This is a genomic window from Glutamicibacter protophormiae (assembly GCF_016894325.1).
GTDB lineage: Bacteria > Actinomycetota > Actinomycetes > Actinomycetales > Micrococcaceae > Glutamicibacter > Glutamicibacter protophormiae.
In genome coordinates this window covers 2,851,521-2,872,396 of the sequence record NZ_CP069806.1, presented here as the reverse complement: position 1 = coordinate 2,872,396, position 20,876 = coordinate 2,851,521, and the positions used below count along the sequence as shown (strand labels likewise).

At 66.0% G+C, this 20,876-nt stretch carries 15 protein-coding genes and 1 riboswitch; of the genes, 12 read left to right on the top strand and 3 right to left on the bottom strand.

What is annotated here, in order from left to right; translation table 11 throughout:
- Positions 1–18: 18 nt before the first annotated feature.
- The 9 genes from JQN66_RS13435 (at position 19) to JQN66_RS13395 (ending at position 12,724) form a co-directional block, all read left to right on the top strand.
- Positions 19–789, top strand: coding sequence for an SGNH/GDSL hydrolase family protein (locus tag JQN66_RS13435; RefSeq protein ID WP_204677600.1), 771 nt, complete (start codon positions 19–21; stop codon positions 787–789).
- A gap of 106 nt (positions 790–895) precedes the next feature.
- Positions 896–993, top strand: a riboswitch (glycine riboswitch).
- Between the two features lie 165 nt (positions 994–1,158).
- Entirely contained in the window at positions 1,159–4,005 is a 2,847-nt protein-coding gene (gene gcvP / locus JQN66_RS13430) for an aminomethyl-transferring glycine dehydrogenase (protein ID WP_204675491.1), read from the top strand.
- A 10-nt stretch (positions 4,006–4,015) separates the two neighbouring features.
- Positions 4,016–5,137 (top strand): glycine cleavage system aminomethyltransferase GcvT, encoded by a 1,122-nt coding sequence (gcvT, locus tag JQN66_RS13425; protein WP_204675490.1) that lies wholly within the window; start codon positions 4,016–4,018, stop codon positions 5,135–5,137.
- A gap of 60 nt (positions 5,138–5,197) precedes the next feature.
- Complete coding sequence (gene gcvH / locus JQN66_RS13420; RefSeq protein WP_188949389.1) at positions 5,198–5,578, top strand: glycine cleavage system protein GcvH; 381 nt, start codon at positions 5,198–5,200, stop codon at positions 5,576–5,578.
- The gene (glyA, locus tag JQN66_RS13415) at positions 5,578–6,900 is read left to right on the top strand and encodes a serine hydroxymethyltransferase (protein ID WP_204675489.1); all 1,323 of its coding nucleotides are present in this window, start codon (positions 5,578–5,580) and stop codon (positions 6,898–6,900) included. The genes gcvH and glyA overlap by 1 nt, the downstream gene beginning before the upstream one ends.
- 177 nt (positions 6,901–7,077) lie before the next feature.
- Entirely contained in the window at positions 7,078–8,487 is a 1,410-nt protein-coding gene (locus JQN66_RS13410) for an L-serine ammonia-lyase (RefSeq protein WP_188949390.1), read from the top strand.
- Positions 8,488–8,905: 418 nt separating this feature from the next.
- On the top strand, positions 8,906–10,261 hold the full coding sequence (gene mgtE, locus JQN66_RS13405) for a magnesium transporter (RefSeq protein WP_204675488.1): 1,356 nt from the start codon (positions 8,906–8,908) through the stop codon (positions 10,259–10,261).
- A gap of 83 nt (positions 10,262–10,344) precedes the next feature.
- The gene (locus JQN66_RS13400; protein WP_204675487.1) at positions 10,345–11,454 is read left to right on the top strand and encodes an NADH:flavin oxidoreductase/NADH oxidase; all 1,110 of its coding nucleotides are present in this window, start codon (positions 10,345–10,347) and stop codon (positions 11,452–11,454) included.
- Positions 11,455–11,737: 283 nt separating this feature from the next.
- Entirely contained in the window at positions 11,738–12,724 is a 987-nt protein-coding gene (locus JQN66_RS13395; RefSeq protein ID WP_239464011.1) for a baeRF2 domain-containing protein, read from the top strand.
- Positions 12,725–12,810: 86 nt separating this feature from the next.
- Here JQN66_RS13395 and JQN66_RS13390 read toward each other — a convergent pair whose 3' ends face one another.
- Complete coding sequence (locus JQN66_RS13390) at positions 12,811–13,998, bottom strand: CPBP family intramembrane glutamic endopeptidase (protein ID WP_204675485.1); 1,188 nt, start codon at positions 13,996–13,998, stop codon at positions 12,811–12,813.
- A 151-nt stretch (positions 13,999–14,149) separates the two neighbouring features.
- On the opposite strand from JQN66_RS13390, the gene JQN66_RS13385 reads away from it, so the two are divergent.
- Genes JQN66_RS13385 through JQN66_RS13375 form a run of 3 tightly spaced genes read left to right on the top strand, consistent with a single transcriptional unit; the run spans position 14,150 to position 17,604 of the window.
- Positions 14,150–15,427, top strand: coding sequence for a YibE/F family protein (locus tag JQN66_RS13385; protein ID WP_204675484.1), 1,278 nt, complete (start codon positions 14,150–14,152; stop codon positions 15,425–15,427).
- 45 nt (positions 15,428–15,472) lie between these two features.
- On the top strand, positions 15,473–16,465 hold the full coding sequence (locus JQN66_RS13380; protein ID WP_204675483.1) for a metal ABC transporter solute-binding protein, Zn/Mn family: 993 nt from the start codon (positions 15,473–15,475) through the stop codon (positions 16,463–16,465).
- A gap of 20 nt (positions 16,466–16,485) precedes the next feature.
- Entirely contained in the window at positions 16,486–17,604 is a 1,119-nt protein-coding gene (locus JQN66_RS13375; protein ID WP_204675482.1) for a CDP-glycerol glycerophosphotransferase family protein, read from the top strand.
- A 24-nt stretch (positions 17,605–17,628) separates the two neighbouring features.
- Here the strand turns inward: JQN66_RS13375 and JQN66_RS13370 are convergent, their stop codons facing one another.
- Both JQN66_RS13370 and JQN66_RS13365 read right to left on the bottom strand, forming a co-directional pair.
- Positions 17,629–19,119: an aminobutyraldehyde dehydrogenase gene (locus JQN66_RS13370; protein WP_188949397.1), complete on the bottom strand. Its 1,491-nt coding sequence runs from the start codon at positions 19,117–19,119 to the stop codon at positions 17,629–17,631.
- Positions 19,120–19,155: 36 nt separating this feature from the next.
- A complete protein-coding gene (locus tag JQN66_RS13365) occupies positions 19,156–20,601 on the bottom strand; it encodes an NAD(P)/FAD-dependent oxidoreductase (protein ID WP_204675481.1) in 1,446 nt (481 codons plus the stop codon).
- Between the last annotated feature and the right edge of the window lie 275 nt (positions 20,602–20,876).

The following is a 20,876-nucleotide window of genomic DNA, read 5'->3' as shown; positions in this document are numbered from 1 at the left end:
GTGGCAAAGTTTTTGGCAATGGGAGACTCCTTCACCGAAGGAGTCGGCGACGACGATCCGCTGCGCCCGAACCAGGTGCGCGGCTGGGCCGACCGGGTGGCCGAGGTGCTGTGCGCCCGCGGCGACTGGGAATACGCGAACCTCGCGATCCGCGGCAAGAAGATCGGGCAGGTGATCAACCAGCAGATGGACCAGGCGCTGTCCATGAAGCCCGACGTCGTCTCCCTCTACGCCGGCGGCAACGACATCCTGCGCCCCAAGGCGGACCTCGAGGCGCTGATGCGCGGTTACGACAGCATGGTCAAGCGCTTCGCCGATGCCGGCATCACCGTGTTGCTGTTCACCGGCTTCGACACCGTCGACTCGCCGCTGTTCTCCAAGACCCGCCCGCGCACCGCGATCTACAACGAAAAGGTGCGCGAGATCGCCGACCGCTACAACACGCTGGTCGCCGACTATTGGCGCTGGCGCGAATTCTCGGACGTACGCTACTGGGCGGTGGACCGCCTGCACATGGGCGCCGCGGGGCACACGCTCATGGCCGCCAAGGTGCTGGACGTGCTGGGCGCCCATGGCGTCACGGACGGCAACTGGTCCTCGGATATCGAGCTGCCGGTGCTTCCGACGGCCGCGGTGAACGCCCGTGCCGAGAAGCTCCGGCAGGACTTGGAGTGGGCCAAGGAATACCTGGGTCCGTGGGTCAAACGCCGTCTGACTGGGACCTCCTCGGGAGACAACCTGAGCGCCAAGTACCCGGACTACATTCGGCTCGGCGCCGAACACGGCTAGGGCGCTTCATGCAGGGGCTCCGGGGCCGCAAGATTGTTTGCAGTTGGCCCCGGGGCAGGTACCATGGGACATGTGTTGTGGGTCATTGGCCCGCAGCCGACGCCATAGAAGGATGGCGGGAGAGACCCGTTCACACCATGGACGGGCGCCGTAGGAGCAATTCCTCCCCAGGAAACTCTCAGGCACCCGTACCGCCATCAAGAGGCAACTCTGGAAAGTAACCGGCCCGTTCCGGTTCACCGAAGGTGCAAGCAACCGGCTTGGTAGGCCGGATGCGTAAAACTCTCAGGTTGTGCAACAGGGATGGGGAGGGACAGCGACCTTCCTTTGGCATGCGCCAAGACAGATCCCCATGGAGACACCTGCACCATGACCATCACGCAGACTTCTGCTAACACGAACAGCGAATTCGTGTCCCGCCACATCGGCCCGCGTCAGTCCGACGTCGAGACCATGCTCCAGACCCTGGGCTACAACAGCCTGGACGAGCTGATCGACACGGCAGTTCCCGCCGACATCCGACAGGATGCCGCACTGGACATCCCGGATGCCCTGACCGAGACCGAGGCACTGGCCCACCTGCGTGAGCTGGCGTCCAAGAACGTCATGAAGACCCAGATGATCGGCCAGGGTTTCTATGACACCATCACCCCGGCGGTCATCCGCCGCAACATCGTCGAGAACCCGGCCTGGTACACCGCCTACACCCCGTACCAGCCGGAGATCTCCCAGGGCCGCCTCGAAGCCCTGCTGAACTTCCAGACCATGGTCATGGACCTGACCGGCCTGCCGATCGCCAACGCCTCGCTGCTGGACGAATCCTCCGCCGCCGCCGAAGCCGTGCTGATGATGCGCCGCGCCAACAAGAAGAAGTCCAACGGCAAGACCGTGCTGGACTCCAACATCTTCCCGCAGACCATCAAGGTCGTGCAGGGCCGCGCCGACGCGCTGGGCTTCGAGGTCGAGGTCGTCGACCTGTCCGCAGGCCTGCCCGAGGGCGAGATCTCCGGCATCGTGCTGCAGCAGCCGGGCAATGACGGCTCGATCGCCGACCACGCCGAAATCATCGCCGCCGCCAAGGCCGCCGGCGCCATGGTCACCGTGATCGCCGACCTGCTGTCGCTGACCATGATCGCCGCCCCGGGCGAGCAGGGCGCAGACATCGCCGTGGGCAACACCCAGCGCTTCGGCGTCCCGCTGTTCTTCGGCGGCCCGCACGCCGCCTACATGGCCGTGGGCAAGGGCCTTGAGCGCTCCATGCCGGGCCGCCTGGTGGGCGTCTCCACCGACGACGCCGGCACCAACGCCTACCGTCTGGCCCTGCAGACCCGCGAGCAGCACATCCGCCGCGAGAAGGCCACCTCCAACATCTGCACCGCCCAGGCGCTGCTGGCCATCTGCGCCTCGATGTACGCCGTGTACCACGGCCCGGCGGGCCTGAAGCAGATCGCCTCGCGCGCCCACAACCACGCCCGAGTGCTGGCCAGCTCGCTGGCGGCCGGCGGCTTCGAACTGGCCTCGCAGGCCTTCTTCGACACCGTGGTCGTCACCGTCCAGGACGCCGAAGGCATCATCGCCAAGGCCAACGAGGCCGGCATCAACCTGCGCAAGGTCTCCGACACCCAGGTGGGCATCTCCACCGACGAGACCACCACCTCGGCCACCGTCAAGGCCCTGGCCGGCGTGTTCGGCGTGGAACTGTCCGCACCGGAAGGCTTCGAGATCCCCGAGGGCCAGGAGCGCACCAGCGCCTACCTGACCCACCCGATCTTCAACACCATCTCCTCCGAGACCCAGATGATGCGCTACCTGCGCCGCCTCTCGGACCGCGACCTGGCCCTGGACCGCACCATGATCCCGCTGGGCTCGTGCACCATGAAGCTGAACTCGGCCGCCGAGATGGAATCCATCACCTGGCCTGAATTCGCTTCCATCCACCCATACGCCCCGGCCGCTCAGACCGAGGGCTGGCGCGAGCTGATCACCGACCTGGAAGGCCGCCTCACCGCGATCACCGGCTACGCCGGCGTCTCCATCCAGCCGAATGCCGGCTCCCAAGGCGAATACGCAGGCCTGCTGGCGATCTCCGACTACCACGCCTCGCGCGGACAGTCGCAGCGCAACGTCTGCCTGATCCCTGCCTCCGCCCACGGCACCAACGCCGCCTCGGCCGTGCTGGCCGGCATGAAGGTTGTGGTCGTCAAGACCGCAGCCGACGGCACCATCGACGCGGGCGACCTGGACGCCAAGATCGAGGCGAACAAGGACGTGCTCTCCGCGATCATGATCACCTACCCGTCCACCCACGGCGTGTACGACGCCGACGTGCGCGAGGTCTGCGGCAAGATCCACGACGCCGGGGGACAGGTCTACATCGACGGCGCGAACATGAACGCCCTGGTGGGCCTCGCCCAGCCGGGCAAGTTCGGCGGCGACGTCTCGCACCTGAACCTGCACAAGACCTTCTGCATCCCGCACGGCGGCGGCGGTCCGGGCGTCGGCCCGATCGGCGTGGGCGAGCACCTGGTGCCGTTCCTGCCGGGCGACGCCTCGGGCACCTACTCCGAGCGCGACGGCGTCCCTGTGGTCGCCACCGCCTTCGGCTCGGCCGGCGTGCTGCCGATCTCCTGGGCCTACATCGCGATGATGGGCGGCGAAGGCCTGACCTCCGCCACCAAGCACGCGATCCTGAACGCGAACTACATCGCCAAGCGCCTGAACGAGCACTTCCCGATCCTGTTCACCGGAAACAAGGAACTGGTTGCCCACGAGTGCATCCTGGATCTGCGCGAAGTCACCGCCAAGACCGGCGTCACCGCCGAAGACGTGGCCAAGCGCCTGATCGACTTCGGCTTCCACGCACCGACCCTGGCCTTCCCGGTGGCCGGCACCCTGATGGTGGAGCCGACCGAATCCGAGGACCTGGCAGAGATCGAGCGCTTCATCGAAGCCATGATCACCATCCGCCAGGAAATGGAGGAAGTGCTGGCCGGAGTCTACGAGCTGGAGGAATCCCCGCTGCGCCGTGCCCCGCACACCGTGGCTGCAGTGGTCAACAGCGGCTGGGACCGCAAGTACACCGTCGAGCAGGCGGCCTTCCCGGTCGCCAGCCTCAAGGTGGACAAGTACTTCCCTGCCGTGGGCCGCATCGACGGCGCCGGCGGCGACCGCAACCTCATCTGCTCCTGCCCTGCTCCCGAAGCCTTCGAAGACTAGGAACATCGCAATGACTGAAACCATCACCAAGCACACCGCGCTGCACGACAAGCACGAAGCGCTCGGCGCGAACTTCACCGACTTCGGCGGCTGGGACATGCCGCTGAAGTACGGTTCGGAGCTTGCGGAGCACAAGGCCGTGCGCTCCACCGCAGGCCTGTTCGACCTGTCCCACATGGGCGAGGTCTGGGTCTCCGGCCCGCAGGCCGCCACCGCGCTGAACACCGCGCTGGCCGGCAACTTCGCCCTGATGAAGGTCGGCAAGGCCAAGTACTCGCTGATCCTGAATGAAGACGGCAAGATCATCGACGACCTGATCGTCTACCGTATGGAAGAGTCCAAGTACCTGGTGGTGCCGAACGCAGGCAACGCCCCGGTAGTCGCGGCCGAACTGGCCCAGCGCGCCGAAGGCTTCGACGCCCAGGTGCAGGACGCCTCCGGCGATGAATCGCTGATCGCCGTGCAGGGCCCGAACGCCGAAGCCATTGTGGCCAAGCTCGCCGCCGACGAGGCCAGCGCCGGAATCGTCACCGAGATGAAATACTACTCGGCCGCCTATGTGAAGCTCGGCGGGATCGACACCATCCTGGCCCGCACCGGCTACACCGGCGAGGACGGCTTCGAGCTGATCATCAAGAACGCCGACGCCGCGTCGCTGTGGGACACCATCGTGGAAATCGGCAAGGACCACGAACTGGTTCCCTGCGGCCTGGCCGCCCGCGACTCGCTGCGCCTGGAAGCCGGAATGCCGCTGTACGGCAACGAGCTCTCCCTGGAGCACACTCCGTTCGACGCGGGCCTCGGCCCGGTGGTCTCCTTCAAGAAGGAGGAGAACTTCATCGGCCGCGCCGCACTGGAGGCGCAGCGCGAGCAGACGCCCGCCCGCAAGCTGGTGGGCCTGAAGGGGCTGGGCAAGCGCGCAGGCCGCGGCGGCTACGCCATCGTGAAGGACGGCGCCGTCATCGGAGAGATCACCTCCGGCCAGCCGTCGCCAACCCTGGGCTACCCGGTGGGACTGGGCTACGTCGATGCGGCCTTCAGCGAGGTTGGCACCGAGCTGGAAGTCGATCTGCGAGGTAAGACTTTGCCATTTGTTGTCGTGGAACTGCCGTTCTACACCCGCGCCAAGTAACGTTAAACAAAGAGGGCATAGCCTAACGCCCCCTATTTCCCTTTGGGAGAGGAAAAAATCGTGAGTAAAGTTCTGTCAACGTTGCGCTACTCGGCCGAGCACGAGTGGATCGACGCATCGTCCCCAGCCAAGATCGGCATCACCCAGATTGCTGCCGACGCACTGGGCGACGTTGTCTACGTAGACCTGCCAGAGGTCGGCGACACCGTCACCGCCGGCGAGACCTGCGGCGAAGTCGAGTCCACCAAGTCGGTCTCCGACCTGTACTCGCCGGTCACCGGCACCATCGTCGAGGTCAACCAGGAAGCAGTGGACAACCCTGCAATCCTGAACGAGGACCCATACGGCGCGGGCTGGCTGTTCACCGTCGAGGTAGAGTCCGAAGGCCCGCTGCTTTCTGCAGCAGACTACGCAAGCGCGAATGGTGGAAACGTCGAGTAATGAGCAACAAGACTTATGAATCACTGGCCCCGGCATCGCTGACCCAGTCCCTGGCTGAGCTGGATCCAGAGGTCGCGGCGCGGATCGACGCCGAGCTGGCCCGCCAGCAGCGCGGCCTGGAAATGATCGCCTCGGAGAACCACACGGCGCAGGCCGTGATGCAGGCGCAGGGTTCGGTGCTGACCAACAAGTACGCCGAGGGCTACCCGGGCCGCCGCTACTACGGCGGCTGCGAAGAAGTCGACGTCATCGAGACCCTGGCCATCGAGCGTGTGAAGGAATTGTTCGGCGCGAAGTTCGCCAACGTCCAGCCGCACTCCGGGGCGCAGGCCAACGCGTCGGTGTACCACGCGCTGGTGCGTCCGGGCGATACCGTGCTGGGCCTGAACCTGGCCCACGGCGGGCATCTGACCCATGGCATGAAGATCAACTTCTCCGGCCGGTTGTTCAACATCGTCCCGTACGGCGTGGACGAGGCGACGAACCTGGTGGACATGGACGAGGTGGAGCGCCTGGCGATCGAGCACTCCCCGAAGATGATCGTGGCCGGCTGGTCGGCGTACCCGCGGCAGCTGGACTTCGCCCGGTTCCGCGAGATCGCGGACAAGGTCGGGGCGTACCTGTTTGTGGATATGGCGCACTTCGCGGGCCTGGTGGCTGCGGGGCTGCATCCTTCGCCGGTGCCGCATGCGCATGTGGTCACTTCGACCACGCACAAGACCCTGGCCGGTCCGCGCGGCGGCATCATCCTCTCGAATGATGCGGAGATCGCGAAGAAGCTGAATTCGGCGGTGTTCCCTGGCCAGCAGGGTGGTCCGTTGGAGCATGTGATTGCGGGCAAGGCGGTGGCGTTCAAGATCGCCGCGACCGCGGAGTTCAAGGAGCGCCAGGAGCGCACCCTGGCCGGTTCGCGGATCCTGGCGGAGCGTTTGACCCAGGATGACGTGGCCGCCAAGGGGATCAGCGTGTTGACCGGTGGCACCGATGTGCACCTGGTGCTGGTGGACCTGCGCAACAGCGAGCTGGATGGCCAGCAGGCCGAGGATCTGCTGGCGCAGGTGGAGATCACGGTGAACCGCAATGCGGTGCCGTTCGACCCGCGTCCGCCGATGACTACCAGCGGTCTGCGGATCGGTACGCCGGCGTTGGCGACCCGTGGTTTCTCGGAGGCGGCGTTTGCGGAGGTCGCGGAGATTATCGCGCAGACCTTGATTGCCGGTGCCGAAGGCAATACCGGTGCACTGCCGGAGCTGAAGGACCGGGTTCTGGAGCTGGCCGCAGCCCACCCACTGTACCCGGAGCTGGCCAAGGTTTCCGAGTAACATCTTCAACCGAAGATGAGGGCCCGGAAAGCGGCGAAAAGGTGCTTTTCGGGCCCTCAGTCTCTCTTCTGCCAAAAATACGCGGCAGTAGAACGACAGCAGGGGGAAGAACCCTGCATGACAGACGAGCCGATCCGGGCTTCTCCCGGATCCCAAGATCTAAGGATGTGATCCGCTATGGCGGTAAGCGTATTCGATCTCTTCTCGGTAGGCATCGGACCCTCGTCCAGCCACACCGTGGGACCAATGCGTGCGGCCCACGCTTTCATTGCGCACCTGGTGCGCGAGGGACAGCTCCCCGCAGTGGAGAGCATCCGCATTGACGTCTACGGTTCGCTGGCCGCCACCGGCCGCGGCCACGGGACCTTCACCGCCATCATGCTCGGGCTGGAAGGCTTCGAGCCGGAAAGCATCCTGCCGGCCCAGGTCGATTCCCGGCTGGCGGACATGGACGGCACCGGAGTGCTTCGCCTGGCCGAGCAGCTGGGACACCGCAAGGACCTGGACTACCGGGTCGAAGACATGGTCCAGCACCCGCTGACCGTGCTGCCCCGCCACACCAACGGCGTGAAGTTCATCGCCCTCGACGCCCAGGGCGCCGAACTGTCCAACGAGACCTTCTTCTCCGTCGGCGGCGGGTTCATCGTGCGCGAAGGCGCCGAGGAACGCATCGAAAAGAGCCTGGAAAAGAAGCTCAAGCAACAGCCCTACCCGTTTACCACCGCGGCCAAGCTGCTGGAGCACTGCCGGGAGAGCGGCAAGTCCATCGCCGAAATCATGATGGCCAACGAGGAAACCTACCGCACCCGCGAGGAAATCCGCTCCGGCCTGGTCCACATCTACGAGGTCATGGAGGAGTGCAAGAACTCCGCCCTCGAGCGCACCGGCGTGCTGCCCGGCGGACTGAAGGTCCGCCGCCGCGCCCCGGAATGGCACAAGCGCCTGCGCAAGGAAGACAAGGACCGCGACCCGGTGTTCTGGCAGGAATGGATCAACCTCGTCGCCTTGGCTGTCAACGAGGAGAATGCCTCGGGCGGCCGCGTCGTCACCGCACCGACCAACGGCGCCGCCGGCATCATCCCTGCCGTGCTGTTCTATGCAACCCACTATGCCCCGGGCGCCAAGTACTGGAACGATGAAGAAAAGCACGACGCCGTCGTGAATTTCCTGCTCACCGCCGGCGCGGTCGGTGTGCTGTACAAGGAACAGGCCTCCATCTCCGGCGCCGAAGTCGGCTGCCAGGGCGAAGTCGGTTCGGCATCGTCGATGGCCGCCGGCGGACTGGCCGAAATCCTGGGCGGAACACCAGCGCAGGTGGAGAACGCGGCGGAGATCGCCATGGAACACAACCTTGGGCTGACCTGCGACCCCATCGGCGGGCTGGTGCAGATCCCATGCATCGAACGCAACGCGATCGCCGCTTCCAAGGCCGTGAATGCCGCGAAGATGGCTCTGATGGGCGATGGCGAACACCACGTCACCCTGGACGAAGTCATCATCACCATGCGCGAAACCGGCAAGGACATGAGCGACAAGTACAAGGAAACCGCCATGGGCGGCCTGGCCGTCAACGTCGTGGAATGCTGAGACGCCGATAGGCCTGCATGCGGCGCGGAAAGGGCGGAGCTCCACTGGAGCCCCGCCCTTCCTGCGTCCGGGCGCTATGAGCTCAGGCACCAAAACGAGACAGCAACGGGCATGGATGATAGAACTTGAATCAGAGGGTGGCTTCACGCGCCACCCTGCACTAGGGAGGTGATCACATGGACGACGGGCCTAGCCGATCTATGTCCACGCGATCTCCCAGGGACAATTCGTAGCTGGCAAGCCTTTCTCGGCTTCCCTGCGTGCACGTCTGCGAGTTCGCGACCGGCTCTCATTCATGTGCGCAGAGCATGACTTAAATCAGGAGACTTATCTCCGCTTTTCCTGATGCTTCCGCTCCCCGGCTGGTGGGCGGAATGCTTATGTTTCCGCGCCAAACGACACGTTTGGAAGGTTCATCATGCATACCCCACAGAACGTAGATTTCTCAACTACATTGCGTGCCCTGCACGCGGCCTTGAAGGACGAGAACCTCGGCGCATTGGCCGCGCAGCTGCGCCAGCTGGAACCAGCGGCAATCATCGAGTACCTGGACACCCTCACCCTTTCCGAAGCCGCCATCGCCTTCCGCCTGCTGGACAAGCCGCGGGCGTTGAGGGTTTTCGAGAAGCTCGATGCCCCGCTGCAGGCGGACCTCATCAAGGGGCTGCAACAGGACGCGGTGGCGGAGACCTTGGCCGGCATCGAGGCCACGGAGCGGGCGGCGCTGCTCGACGAGCTTCCGGCCACCGTGGCATCCACCCTGCTGCAGGCACTGGATTCGACGTCCCGTGAAGAAACCCGTGTGCTCCTGGGCTACTCCGCGGCCTCCACCGGCCGGTTCGCCTCGACGCACTACATCAAGACCTACCCCGAGCTGACCGCGGAGCAGACCCTTGAACGGGTCCGGCGGCGGCTCTCCGAGCGCAGCACCGCGAATCTGGTGCCTGTCGTGGACCACGAACGCCGCCTGCTCGGCGGGGTCGAGCTGAGCCAGCTGGTTGCCGCTGATCCGCAGACCCTGATCGGGGACCTGCTCAGCCCGATGTTCAGCGCGACGGTGGAGGATCCTGCGGTGCAGACCGCACGTCGACTGGTCAACCGCCAGCGCGAAATCGGTGCGGTGCTGGACCAGGAGGGAAAACTGGTCGGGGTGCTGCACTGGGCGCAGGCCCTGGAAATCCTGGAGGACGCGGATGAGGCGCGGACCGCCCGCACCGCGGGGTCCGAGCCGCTGAACCGCCCGTACCTGAGCACCCCGATCGGCTCGATGGTGCGCTCGCGCATCCTCTGGCTGCTCGTGCTGGCCGTCGGCGCCACCCTGACCGTCCAGGTGCTCTCCAGCTTCGAGGAAACCCTCGAATCCATGGTGGTGCTCAGCCTGTTCATTCCGCTGATCGTCGGTATCGGCGGGAACACCGGGAACCAGGCGGCGACCACGGTCACCCGTGCGCTGGCCATGGGGGAGGTGCGGATTTCCGACATCGGCCGCGTGCTGCTGCGCGAGGTCCGGGTGGGTTTCGTACTGGGCCTCAGCCTCGGGGTGCTCGGGTTCCTGATGACATTGCTGATCTTCGATGAGCCGGTTGCCTGGGTGATCGGCCTGACGCTCATGGCGCTGTGCACCGTGGCGGCGTCGGTCGGCGGCATCATGCCGATCATCGGCAAATCGATCAAGGCGGACCCGGCGGTCTTCTCCAACCCGTTCATCTCGACCTTCGTCGATGCCGCGGGGTTGATCGTCTACCTGAGCATCGCTGTGCTGATTCTGGGCTGAAAGGCCGGCCCCGCGTCCGGGCGGAAAGTTGCGCCGCGTTCCGCGGGCGGAATAAGCGTCCGGGCGCGAGCGTCATACTTAGCATGCCTCAAAGTAAACTCTTCGCTCCAGTCACCATTCCCACCCGCGCCGGACGGGGCTTGGTGCTGCGCAACCGCACGGTGCTGCCGCCGATGTGCCAGTACTCCATCGAACAGCGCGACGGCGTGCCGACCACCTGGCAGCTGGTGCATCTGGGTGCGCATGCCCAGGGCGGCTTCGGCCTGGTCATCGCCGAGGCCACCGCGGTGGCACCCGAAGGACGGATCTCGGACCTGGACGTCGGGCTGTGGAACGAGCGGCAGGCCGACGCCTGGAAGCCGGTCACCGAGTTCATCCATTCACAGGGAGCCGCCGCGGGCGTGCAGCTGGCCCATGCCGGGGCCAAGGCCTCGACCTACGGCTGGCTCAAGGAATACGATGACGCCGGCAAGACCGGAAGCCTCGCCCCGGAAGACGGCGGCTGGCAGACCCTGACCTCGACCCCGAGCGACCTGCACGGACTGGATCCGGCGGCCCAGATGACCGCGGAGCAGATCGCGGAGTCGGTGCAGGACTGGGCCGCGGCCGCGCAGCGTGCCGACCGGGCCGGATTCGACGTGATCCAGATCCACGCCGCGCACGGGTACCTGATCCACCAGTTCCTCTCCCCGCTGACGAACCAGCGCACCGACCAGTACGGTGGAAGCTGGGAGAACCGCACCCGCTATCTGCGTGAGATCGTGCAGGCCGTCGCGGCCGTGTGGCCGCAGGAGAAGGCCCTGGGCATCAGGTTCTCCGGAGACGACTGGGTCGAGGGCGGCTGGCGCATCGCTGACACGGTTCGGCTGGCCAAGGAGCTCTACGCCGAGGGCGTGCGGGCCTTCGACCTGTCCAGCGCGGGGATCGGCCCCTTCCGCGGCCCCAGCGGCCCCGGATACCAGGTGCCGCTGGCCCAAGCGGTCAAGCAGGCGCTGCCCGCGGACGCATTCGTCACGGCCGTCGGCGGGATCACCGACCCCGCGCAGGCCGAACAGATCCTGGTGACCGGCCAGGCCGACGGCGTGAGCGTGGGACGCGCCGCGCTGGGCGACCCGCAGTGGCCGAACCGGGCCGCCAAGCGGCTGGGAGCGGCCATGGCGTCCCCGGCGCAGTACTGGCGGGGCCGCTGGTAAATTCGGCGTGCCATGCTGATTTCAGCAGAACCTCGACATACTTTCCGCTTACCTCTTCCTGCATCTGAATAGTGATGTTAGGTTAGTGCCACGGATCAAGTCGCATCGCGGCGGGAGTCGCGTGCGGAAGGGAGTCAGCATGGCACTACGCGCGGATTCTAATGGAATCGACGCTTCGCTCTACCGAAAGACCGGCCCTTGGAGCACCGTACTGGTCGATGCTTCGCTGGGGAACACATCCGCTCAAGAGGCAGCTGATAATCTTCCCGACAAGGTAGCGAAATTGCTCAAAAGCCAGCAGGCCAGCACGGAAGACATCGGCGCAGTCACTGGCGCACTTGAACCAGCGCAAGGCATGCGCGCACCGGTCGCCCGCTTCATCGCCGTCCATGACGGAGAAGTCCTGCTGAACGAGCTGCTTCCCGGGCTGAAGGTTCAATCGCCGTCGGTCGATGTCGGACCGTTCCCGAACTTCACCGCGCTGGCGCGATCCCGCGGCGGCTCGTTCTCCTACCTCGTGGCAGAGGTCGGACGCGACGGCGGCGAAGTCCATCTCTACAACACCACTTCACCCGAACGCGTTGCCAGCCGCGGCATCGTCGGCGCACCCGAAGAAATCCGCCACGCACGCAAGGTGCCCGGCGAATACGACCAGCCCAAGGCCCAGGCCGCGGCGGATGAAATGATTCGGCGGAACACGGAGGAAGTCGCCGACCTTATTAATGACATGTGCCGCGACAACTACATCCGGCTGATCGTCCTCTCCGGGGATATCAAGGCCCGCGAGGCCGTCGCCGGTGCGCTGCCGGTGACCCTGCAGGAGTACGTGGAGGTCATCGACGCGCATACGCGTACCGGAGGTGCGGATGCCAAGCAGGTCCAGCAGCATATTACGAAACTCGTGGACGAGGTGAAGGCAGCGGCCGTCGCAGACCTCGAGGCCCAGGTCGCCGCGCAGGCCGGCAACGGGCGATCCCTGCTGGCAGTGGGGCTCGACGAAGTCGTCACCGCCCTGCAGTCCGCCCAGGCCGAAGTGGTGCTGGTCGGGCAGTACCAGGACGAGCACACCCTGCGCGCGCTGAGCGCCGAACCATGGGTTGCACACCAAGAAGGAGATGATCACGCAGACCTGGTGGTCGGCGAATGGCCGGCACCGGAGGTCCTGCTGCGGGCCACGGCCCTGACCGACGCAACGATCCGCTACGTCCCGGACATGGACATGCCCGACGGCGCAGGCATCGCAGCACTGCTTCGATGGGCCAAGTCCTAGGAACCAGCCGCACTTAACCAACCAAGCGTGGGAACGCCTCGGCGATCCCACGCTTGCCTATGCCTGCAGCCCCGCCGGGACCGGCATTATCGGGAGTTCCCGTGCCGCTCCTGCCCGCCGGGTCCGTCCGGCCCGGGTGCTCCGGGCTGGCCGGGCTCCAGCGGCGGCTGCGGGACCCCGTCCGGCCCGGGCCGGTAGGCAGGGTGCTGGCCGGGGAAGTTCCCGCCTGCCTCGGGCGCCCAGTAGGCCTGATGCTGCGGGGTCACCGGGTAGGCGATGGGCCATGGCTGCAGCAGGTGCTGGTCGGTACGGCGGCGCGGTGCCGGCCCGATGCTGCGCTGAATGTCCTTCTTCTGCGCGACCTTGACCAGCAGGACCGTCAGGATGGCGGTCATCGCGCCGGAGATGAGCAGCGAAACCGGGTCCGAGCCCTCGGCGTTCAGGTCCACCAGGCCGACCGAGCCGAGCAGGAACAGCGAAGTGTTGTTCACGACGTGGATGGCGATCGCGGCTTCCAGCCCGCCGGTGCGCCAGGTCAGGTAGCCGGCGGCGATGGCGAAGATCGCTACGTCCAGCAGGCCGTAGATGTCGTACAGGTGCCCAGCGGTGAACAGCGGCACCGGCAGCAGGATCGCGAAGAGCGGGTGCTTGAGCCAGCTGCCGATGACCTGCATGAACGCTCCGCGGAAGACCAGTTCCTCGGCCGCGCACTGCAGCGGGGTCAGCAGGATGACCAGCAGGGCGTAGAACAGGGGGCTGTCAGGGATGCTGCTGGCAGGCACCTGCGCGCCCCCGCCCGCGTCGAGGGCATCCAGGATGAACGTCAGCGCGAAGTAGGCGGCATAGACGATGCCGCTGACGGCGAAGGCCGTTCCCATCCACCCCCAGCGGATCTTCCCGGCGACCGAAACCAGCAGGCAGACCGGCTTGGCGCCGAGCAGGAGATAGGCGAACCACACCGAGGGGATCATCACGATCAGCGAGACCATCAGGATGGAGAACATCATCGGGTCGGCCATGTCCATGACGGTCAGCTGCTCCAAGGCCGCGGCGTCATCGCTCCAGAAGACTGGGTTGAACATCATCATCACGAGGGAGATGAGGGCGACGACGATCGACAGCACCGCGAAGAACCCGGCGGCCGTGCCCAACAGCGCCAGCGGGCGCCACCAGCGGTAATTTTCCTCGCGCCGCAGGAGTCTGTGGAACTCGTAGCGTGGTTCATCAACTTCTTCGGCCGGGGCAGGGAGCCCCGCATTTGATGTCATGCTCATGCATCCATTCTCCCGGTGCAGCCCGCCGAAAAGCATGAGCCTTCCGGAGGATCTCTGCGCTCATCCCCGAGAGGCAGGCACCTGCTGTTTTCCCGAGCTGATTAGACTTGGGGACGACAACTTTGACTCGAATGATGCGGAGAACGCACCCGTGGGCCACCACCATCACGACGAACCCATCTTGCAGGATCCGCAGCGGCGGCGCCGCGCCTCGATCATCCTCTGGGCGCTGCTCGCCCCGATCGGCGCCCTGGCGCTGGTCATGGTCATCGCGCTGTGGCCGCAGGGGAACTATGACAAGTTCGCGCTCTCGGGCTCCACGGACACCACCGGCGGAGCGGTGATGGCCACGGGCACCGTGACCCGCTCGGTGTTCCAGGACTGCCCGTCCTCGCAGGGCCTGGAGGACGTCGGCGGCAAGGTGCTTGAATGCACCGTCACCTACGTGATGCCCGATGACGGCGGTGCCGAGATCCAGCTGGAAATCCCGCAGGAGACCCTGCAGTCGCGCGAGGCCAGGGCGGGGGATTCGCTGCGCTACCTGGATCTGTCCAAGGTGGGGTCGAATTCCGGAACGGATTTCGTGTTCGTGGACTTCGTGCGGACCTTCCCGATGGCCCTGCTGGCCATCGCCTACGGCCTGGTCGTTGTGCTGGTGGCCGGCTGGCGCGGGGCCCGGGCCATGATCGGGCTGATCGGAGGCATCGCCTTCATGATCGTGTTCATGATTCCTGCGTTGCTGGAGGGCGGCAATCCGATCCTGGTGGGCCTGACCGGGGCCACGGCGATCATGTTCGTCGCGTTGTATTTCGCGCACGGGCTGAATGCCAAGACCTCCACCGCGCTGCTGGGCACGCTCTTCGGCCTGGGCGTGACGGCGGGGCTCGCGCTGTGGCTGACCGATGCGGCGGCGTTGACCGGTGCGCACGACGAGGCGGCCATGACGCTGTCCACCGTCGCTCCGCAGATCTCGCTGCCGGGCTTGCTGATCTGCGGCGTGCTGATCGGCGGCATGGGTGTGCTCAACGACGTGACCATCACCCAGTCGGCCACGGTCTGGGAACTGGCAGAGTCCGCGCCGAAGGCCACCGCCACCGAGCTCTTCCTGCGCGGCATGCGCATCGGGCGCGACCACATCGCCTCCACGGTCTACACCATCGCCTTCGCCTACGCCGGCGCTGCGCTGCCGGTGCTGGCCATTGCGGCGTTGAGCAACCAGGGCTTCGGCACCACCCTCAGTTCGGGGGAAATGGCCGAGGAAGTCATCCGCATCCTGATCGGTTCCATCGGGCTGGTGCTGGCAATACCGGTGACCACCGGGATCGCGGTGCTGGTGGTCAAGGCCACCGGAACCGGCGGCGCGCATGGAAAATCACTGGGCGGAGGAGGCCGCCGAGCGGCGCTAAGTGCGAATCATTCTCATGAGTAATGTAGAATAGTTCTCAATAGCGCACCTGAACTAGAAAGTTTCCTCGTGAAAAACCGCTCAATCCTCGCCTCACTTGCCCTTGTCCCCGTCGCAGGCCTGCTGCTCTCCGGATGCTCTGCCGATGCGCAGGGTACGCCGGAAGACTCGGGTGTGAGCATCGTGGCCACCACGAATGTCTACGCCCAGATCGCCCAGGCGGTAGCCGGCGAGCATGCAGAAGTCAGCGAGATCATCACCTCCACGGCGCAGGACCCGCACTCCTACGAGCCGACGGCCCGCGACAAGCTCGCCGTCTCCCAAGCCAGCGTCGTACTCGCCAATGGCGGGGGATACGACGCGTTCATGGACACGCTGGTCCAGTCGCTGCCCCAGGAACAGCGCGAGAAAGTCTCGCTGATGCACGTGGTCGATTCCTCCCCGGTCGCAGCCGAGGAAGCCGCAGGCCACGAGGGCGAAGCCGAGGGCCACGACCATGCCGACGACCACGCCGGCGAGGAGGGCCATGGGCACGAGCACGCCGAGTACAACGAGCATGTCTGGTACGACCTGGAATCGATGAGCGCGCTGGCCGATGCCCTGGCCGCCGAGCTGGGCAAGCAGGACGCGGCCAACGCCGCCGCCTATACCGAGAACGCCCGGGCCTTCGACACGGGCATCGAGCAGTTGAGCGGCGAGCTGGCCGCCGCCGGGCTGGAAGGCAAGAGCTACCTGATGACCGAACCGGTGCCCTTCCACCTCCTGGAGGACGCCGGCATGGTCAACAAGACCCCCGCCGGCCTGAGCGAAGCCATCGAGGAAGGCGAGGGGATCGCCCCGCTGACCCTCAAGAGCGCCGAGGACCTGCTGTCCGGCAAGGGCGTGGACATGATGGTCTACAACGTGCAGACCGAAGGCGCCGAGACCAAGGCCCTGGCCTCGGATGCGCGGGACGCCGGGGTTCCCGTGGTGGAACTGACCGAGACGATCACCGACGGTTCGAGCTACCTGGAATGGATGCGCGGGAACATCAATTCCCTCGCCTCCGCGCTGAAGGGCTAGCGCTTACGTAGACTTGATGCATGCCGTTGATTCCAACACCCTTCAACCAAGCCGCTGGCAAAGCAAAATCCCTTCTGGCCGAACGCTCGGTGCGGGCCCAGATTGCCGACGCTTCCCGTGGCCTGGAGAAGGCGGAGGTGGTCCTGTTCTTCGCCGAAGGACCGGGCCAGATCTACCAGCTGGACACCTGGCTGGAGACCTTCGAACGGTTGGCCGGCCAGGGGCTGGACGTCGGAGTTGTGCTGATGGACGCGCTCAGCGCCCGGCAGGCGCTGGAATCGACCAGCCTGCCGCTGCTGTTCAGCCGTTCCATGGAGCAGATCGAAAAGCAGCTGGCCGCCATGGGCACCAAGGCGGTCTGCTATGTGAACAACTCGCAGCGCAACTTCACCATGCTGCGATTCAACGGCCCCGCGCACATCCACCTGAACCACGGCGAGAGCGAAAAGGCCTCCATGGTCTCCAACCAGCTCAAGGCCTACGACTACGCCTGCGTGGCCGGCCCGGCCGCGGTCGAGCGCATCCGGGAAGCCATCCCGCGCTTCGACCTCGCCCACCTGGTGCAGATCGGCCGCCCGCAGCTCGATGCACTGGTGCCCAACGAGCGGAGCAGCAAGATCCGGGTGCTCTACGCGCCGACCTGGGAGGGCGACTCCCAGGCCATGGCCTATTCCTCCATCGCCACACTGGGAGAGCGGATCCTCGCCCAGCTGCAGGCCGACGACCGCTTTGAAGTCCGCTTCCGCCCGCACCCCAAGACCGGGGACGTCTCCGCCGAAGCCCGCAAATCCATTGCCGCGCTGAAGTCGAACTACACAGCACTGATCGACCCCACCGCCGACGCGGGCCAGTCGCTGGTCTGGGCCGACGTGGCGATCTGCGACATCTCGGCCATGTCCTATGACGCGGTGGCGCTGAACGTGCCGCTGCTGCTGGCGGGGGAGCGGGACTGCAAGTTGCGCCAGGGCTTGCCTGCGGACCAACTGCTCGGCCACGCCAATGGGCTGGCCGACCGCGTCGCCGCGCTGGCCGCTTCCGGGGTTTCCGGACGGCAAAAACAGCTGGCCCAGTATTTCTTCGCGACCACCGAACCGGGGGCCGCGACAAAGAAACTGGACCAGCTGTTGCGCAGTGTCTGACACCGCGGCGCCGCGGGCAGCAGCCTAGCGCTGCTTGAACACCGTGTCCTGCCATTCGCGGTGGGCCGCGGTGTCATGGGCGATGAGCACGTGCTTGACGTTCGTGTACTCGTCGAAGGAGTACTGGCTCATGTCCTTGCCCATGCCCGAGGCCTTGTAGCCGCCATGTGGCATGTCCGAGACGATGATGATGTGCTCGTTGATCCACACGCAGCCGGCCTGGATTTCGGCGCTGGCGCGCATGGCCCGGTTCACGTCCTTGGTCCAGGCGCTGGCGGCCAGACCGTACGGGGTGTCGTTGGCCAGCTCGATGGCCTGGTCGTCCGTGTCGAACGGCAGCGCCACCAGCACCGGGCCGAACACTTCGTCCTGCACGATCTGGGAATCCTGGGCCGCGCCGACCAGCAGGGTCGGACGGTAGAAGTTGCCCGGACGCTCTACGCGCACACCGCCGGCCAGGGCGGTGGCCCCGGCGGCGACCGCGCGCTGCACCATGGCGGCGACCTTGTCGGCATGCTGCTCGCTGATCAGCGCGCCCATGTCGGTGTCCTCGTCGGTCGGATCGCCGACCACCATGGCGTTCATCAGTTCCGCCACGCGGGTGGTGAACTTCTCGAATACCGAGGAATGCACGTAGGCGCGGGTGGCGGCGGTGCAGTCCTGTCCGGCGTTGATCGTCGAGCCGGCCACCGCTCCGTGCGCCGCGGCTTCGATGTCCGCGTCCTCGAAGACCACGAACGGGGCCTTGCCGCCCAGTTCCAGGTGCACGCGCTTGCCGCTTTCGGCGGCCATGGCCATGATCTTCAGGCCCACCGCGGTGGACCCGGTGAACGACGTCATCTTCACCAGCCGATGGCGCACCAGCGGCTCGCCGACCTCCTGGCCCCCGCCGACCACGACGTTGATGACGCCGTCGGGCAGCCCGGCGTCCTTGGCGGCCTGCGCGAACAGCAGCGTGGTGCCCGGGGTCAGTTCGCTGGGCTTGAGCACGATGGTGTTGCCCGCGGCGATCGCCGGCAGCACCTTCCATGCGGCCATCTGCAGCGGGTAGTTCCACGGGCTGATCGAGCCGATCACGCCGATGGCCTCGCGGCGCACCATCGAGGTGGTGTTGCCGGCGTAGTCCCCGGCGGCCAGGCCCTGCAGATTGCGGGCGGCGCCGGCGAAGAAGTTCACATTGTCGATCGAGCCGGGCACGTCGAACTGGGTGGACATGCGGATGGTCTTGCCGGTCTGGGCGGTTTCCACCTCGGCCAGCAGCTGCGCCTTGCGTTCCAGCTCGCGGGCCAGGGCCAGCAGGTGGTCGGAGCGCTCACCGGGGGTGAGCTTGGACCAGGTGGCGAACGCGGCAGCGGCGGCCTGCACGGCCTGGTCGACCTGGTCGGCGGTGGCGGTGTCCACGTCGATCAGCTTCTGCCCGGTGGCGGGGTTGCTGCGGGTGAGCACCGGCCCCTCGCCGCGCACGAATGAGCCGTTGATGAACTGGTGGCCGTCGGTGAATTCAAAGGTAGGCATGTGGGAAGTTCCTTGGTGGTAGTTGCTGGCGACGGGCTAGGAGTCGAAGCCCATGCCGATCTTGTCCATGAGTTTCAGGAAGGCGGAGCGCTTGCCTTCGTTGCGGTCGGCTTTCACCAGGTGGCTGGTCATCAACTTCACGCCGACCCAGGCTGCAGGTTCCGGCGGGAACGGGATCGGCTTGGTGCGCACCAGTTCCAGCTCGGTCAGCTGGGTTGTGGCACCGGAGAGCAGATCCAGCATGACCTTGCCGCCGAATCGGGTGGCCCCCACACCCAGGCCGGTGAAGCCTGCGCAGTAGGCGACCTTGCCGCCGTGGGTGAGGTCGAAGAAGGAGAAGAAACGCGAGCAGGTGTCGATCGCCCCGCCCCAGGCGTGCGAGAACTTCACGTCGCTCAACTCCGGGAAGCTGCCGAAGAAGTGCGCGGCGAGCTTGTCGAAGGTTTCCTGGTTGGTGTCGTAGCTGGAGCGCACCTTGCCGCCGAAGTGGTAGACCGCGTCGTAGCCGCCGTACAGGATCCGGAAGCCGCCCTGTTCGTCGATGGTCGGCCGGGCGTAGTGGAAGCGGTTGTTCATGTCCGCCAGGCCTACCATCGGATCCCAGCCGATCGCCGCGCGCTGCTGCTCGGTCAGCGGCTGCGTCATCAGCGCGTAGTCGTACACCGGGATGACATGGGCCCGGTGGCGCTTGAGCAGCGAGGGGAAGACATTGGTGGCCAGCGCGACATGCTTGGCGGTGACCTGCCCGTCAGCCGTCAGTGCGCGCATGGTGGCGCCGTCTTCCACCAGCTCGGCGACCTGGGTGTGCTCGTAGATCTTCACCCCCAGCTCGGTGCAGACGCGGGCCAGCTCCCAGGCGAGCTTGGCAGGATGGACCAGCGCGGAGCTCTCCTTGTCCCAGGCGCCGGCCAGGAAACCGGGGGAGTTGATGACCGCGCGGGTTCCCTCGGCATCCAGGACCTCGACGCCCTCGGCGTCTGCTTCCCCGCGCACCCATTCGATCTGGTGGGCCTCGGTGGCCACGTTCAGTACTCCGTCGCGGGTGAAATCCACGTCCATGTTGTAGCGTTCAACGGTTTCCTGCAGCTCGTCCAGGTTCTGCGCGCCGAGCCGCGCCAGCAGCGCGTTTTCCTTGGGCAGGTGGTTCTCTCCGTTGGTCTCGCCGTGCACCAGCGAGGCCTCGCAGAAGCCGCCGTTGCGTCCCGAGGCGGCCCAGCCGATGCGCTGGCCTTCGAGCAGCACGACCTCGCGCTGCGGGTCGCGTTCCTTGGCCTGCAGTGCGGTCCACAGCCCGGTGTAGCCGCCGCCCACCACCAGCAGGTCCGTGTCGATGCCGCCGTGCAAGGCGCTCTTGGGCGCCGGCCGCCGGTCGGTATCCAGCCAATAGCTGGTGTGCTTGGCTCCGGCCAGCGAGGCGGCGATGTGCGCTCGCGAGGCCTGGGCCTCGTGGCGGTCGAAGGAAATGGGGTTGGTGATAGCCATGGGTGGTCCTTGGTCTGAAGGTAGGTGGTCGGTGAAGTTCGCGGGTTCAGGTGCGGCGCGTGGCGCGGGGCAGCGGTACGACCAGGGGACCATGGGGTTTTGCATCGAATTGAGCGCGGGTCATCTCGGGAGATTGCCATGGGGCAGTCAAGAATATCCCTCTTCTCAGCGACAAGACCACGAATAGAATGTGATTCATTACATATTCAAGCGTTCTCCGGAGACGGTGTCAACCCAAATCCGACCAACTAGTCGGTTTGTGACTATTGAGACTT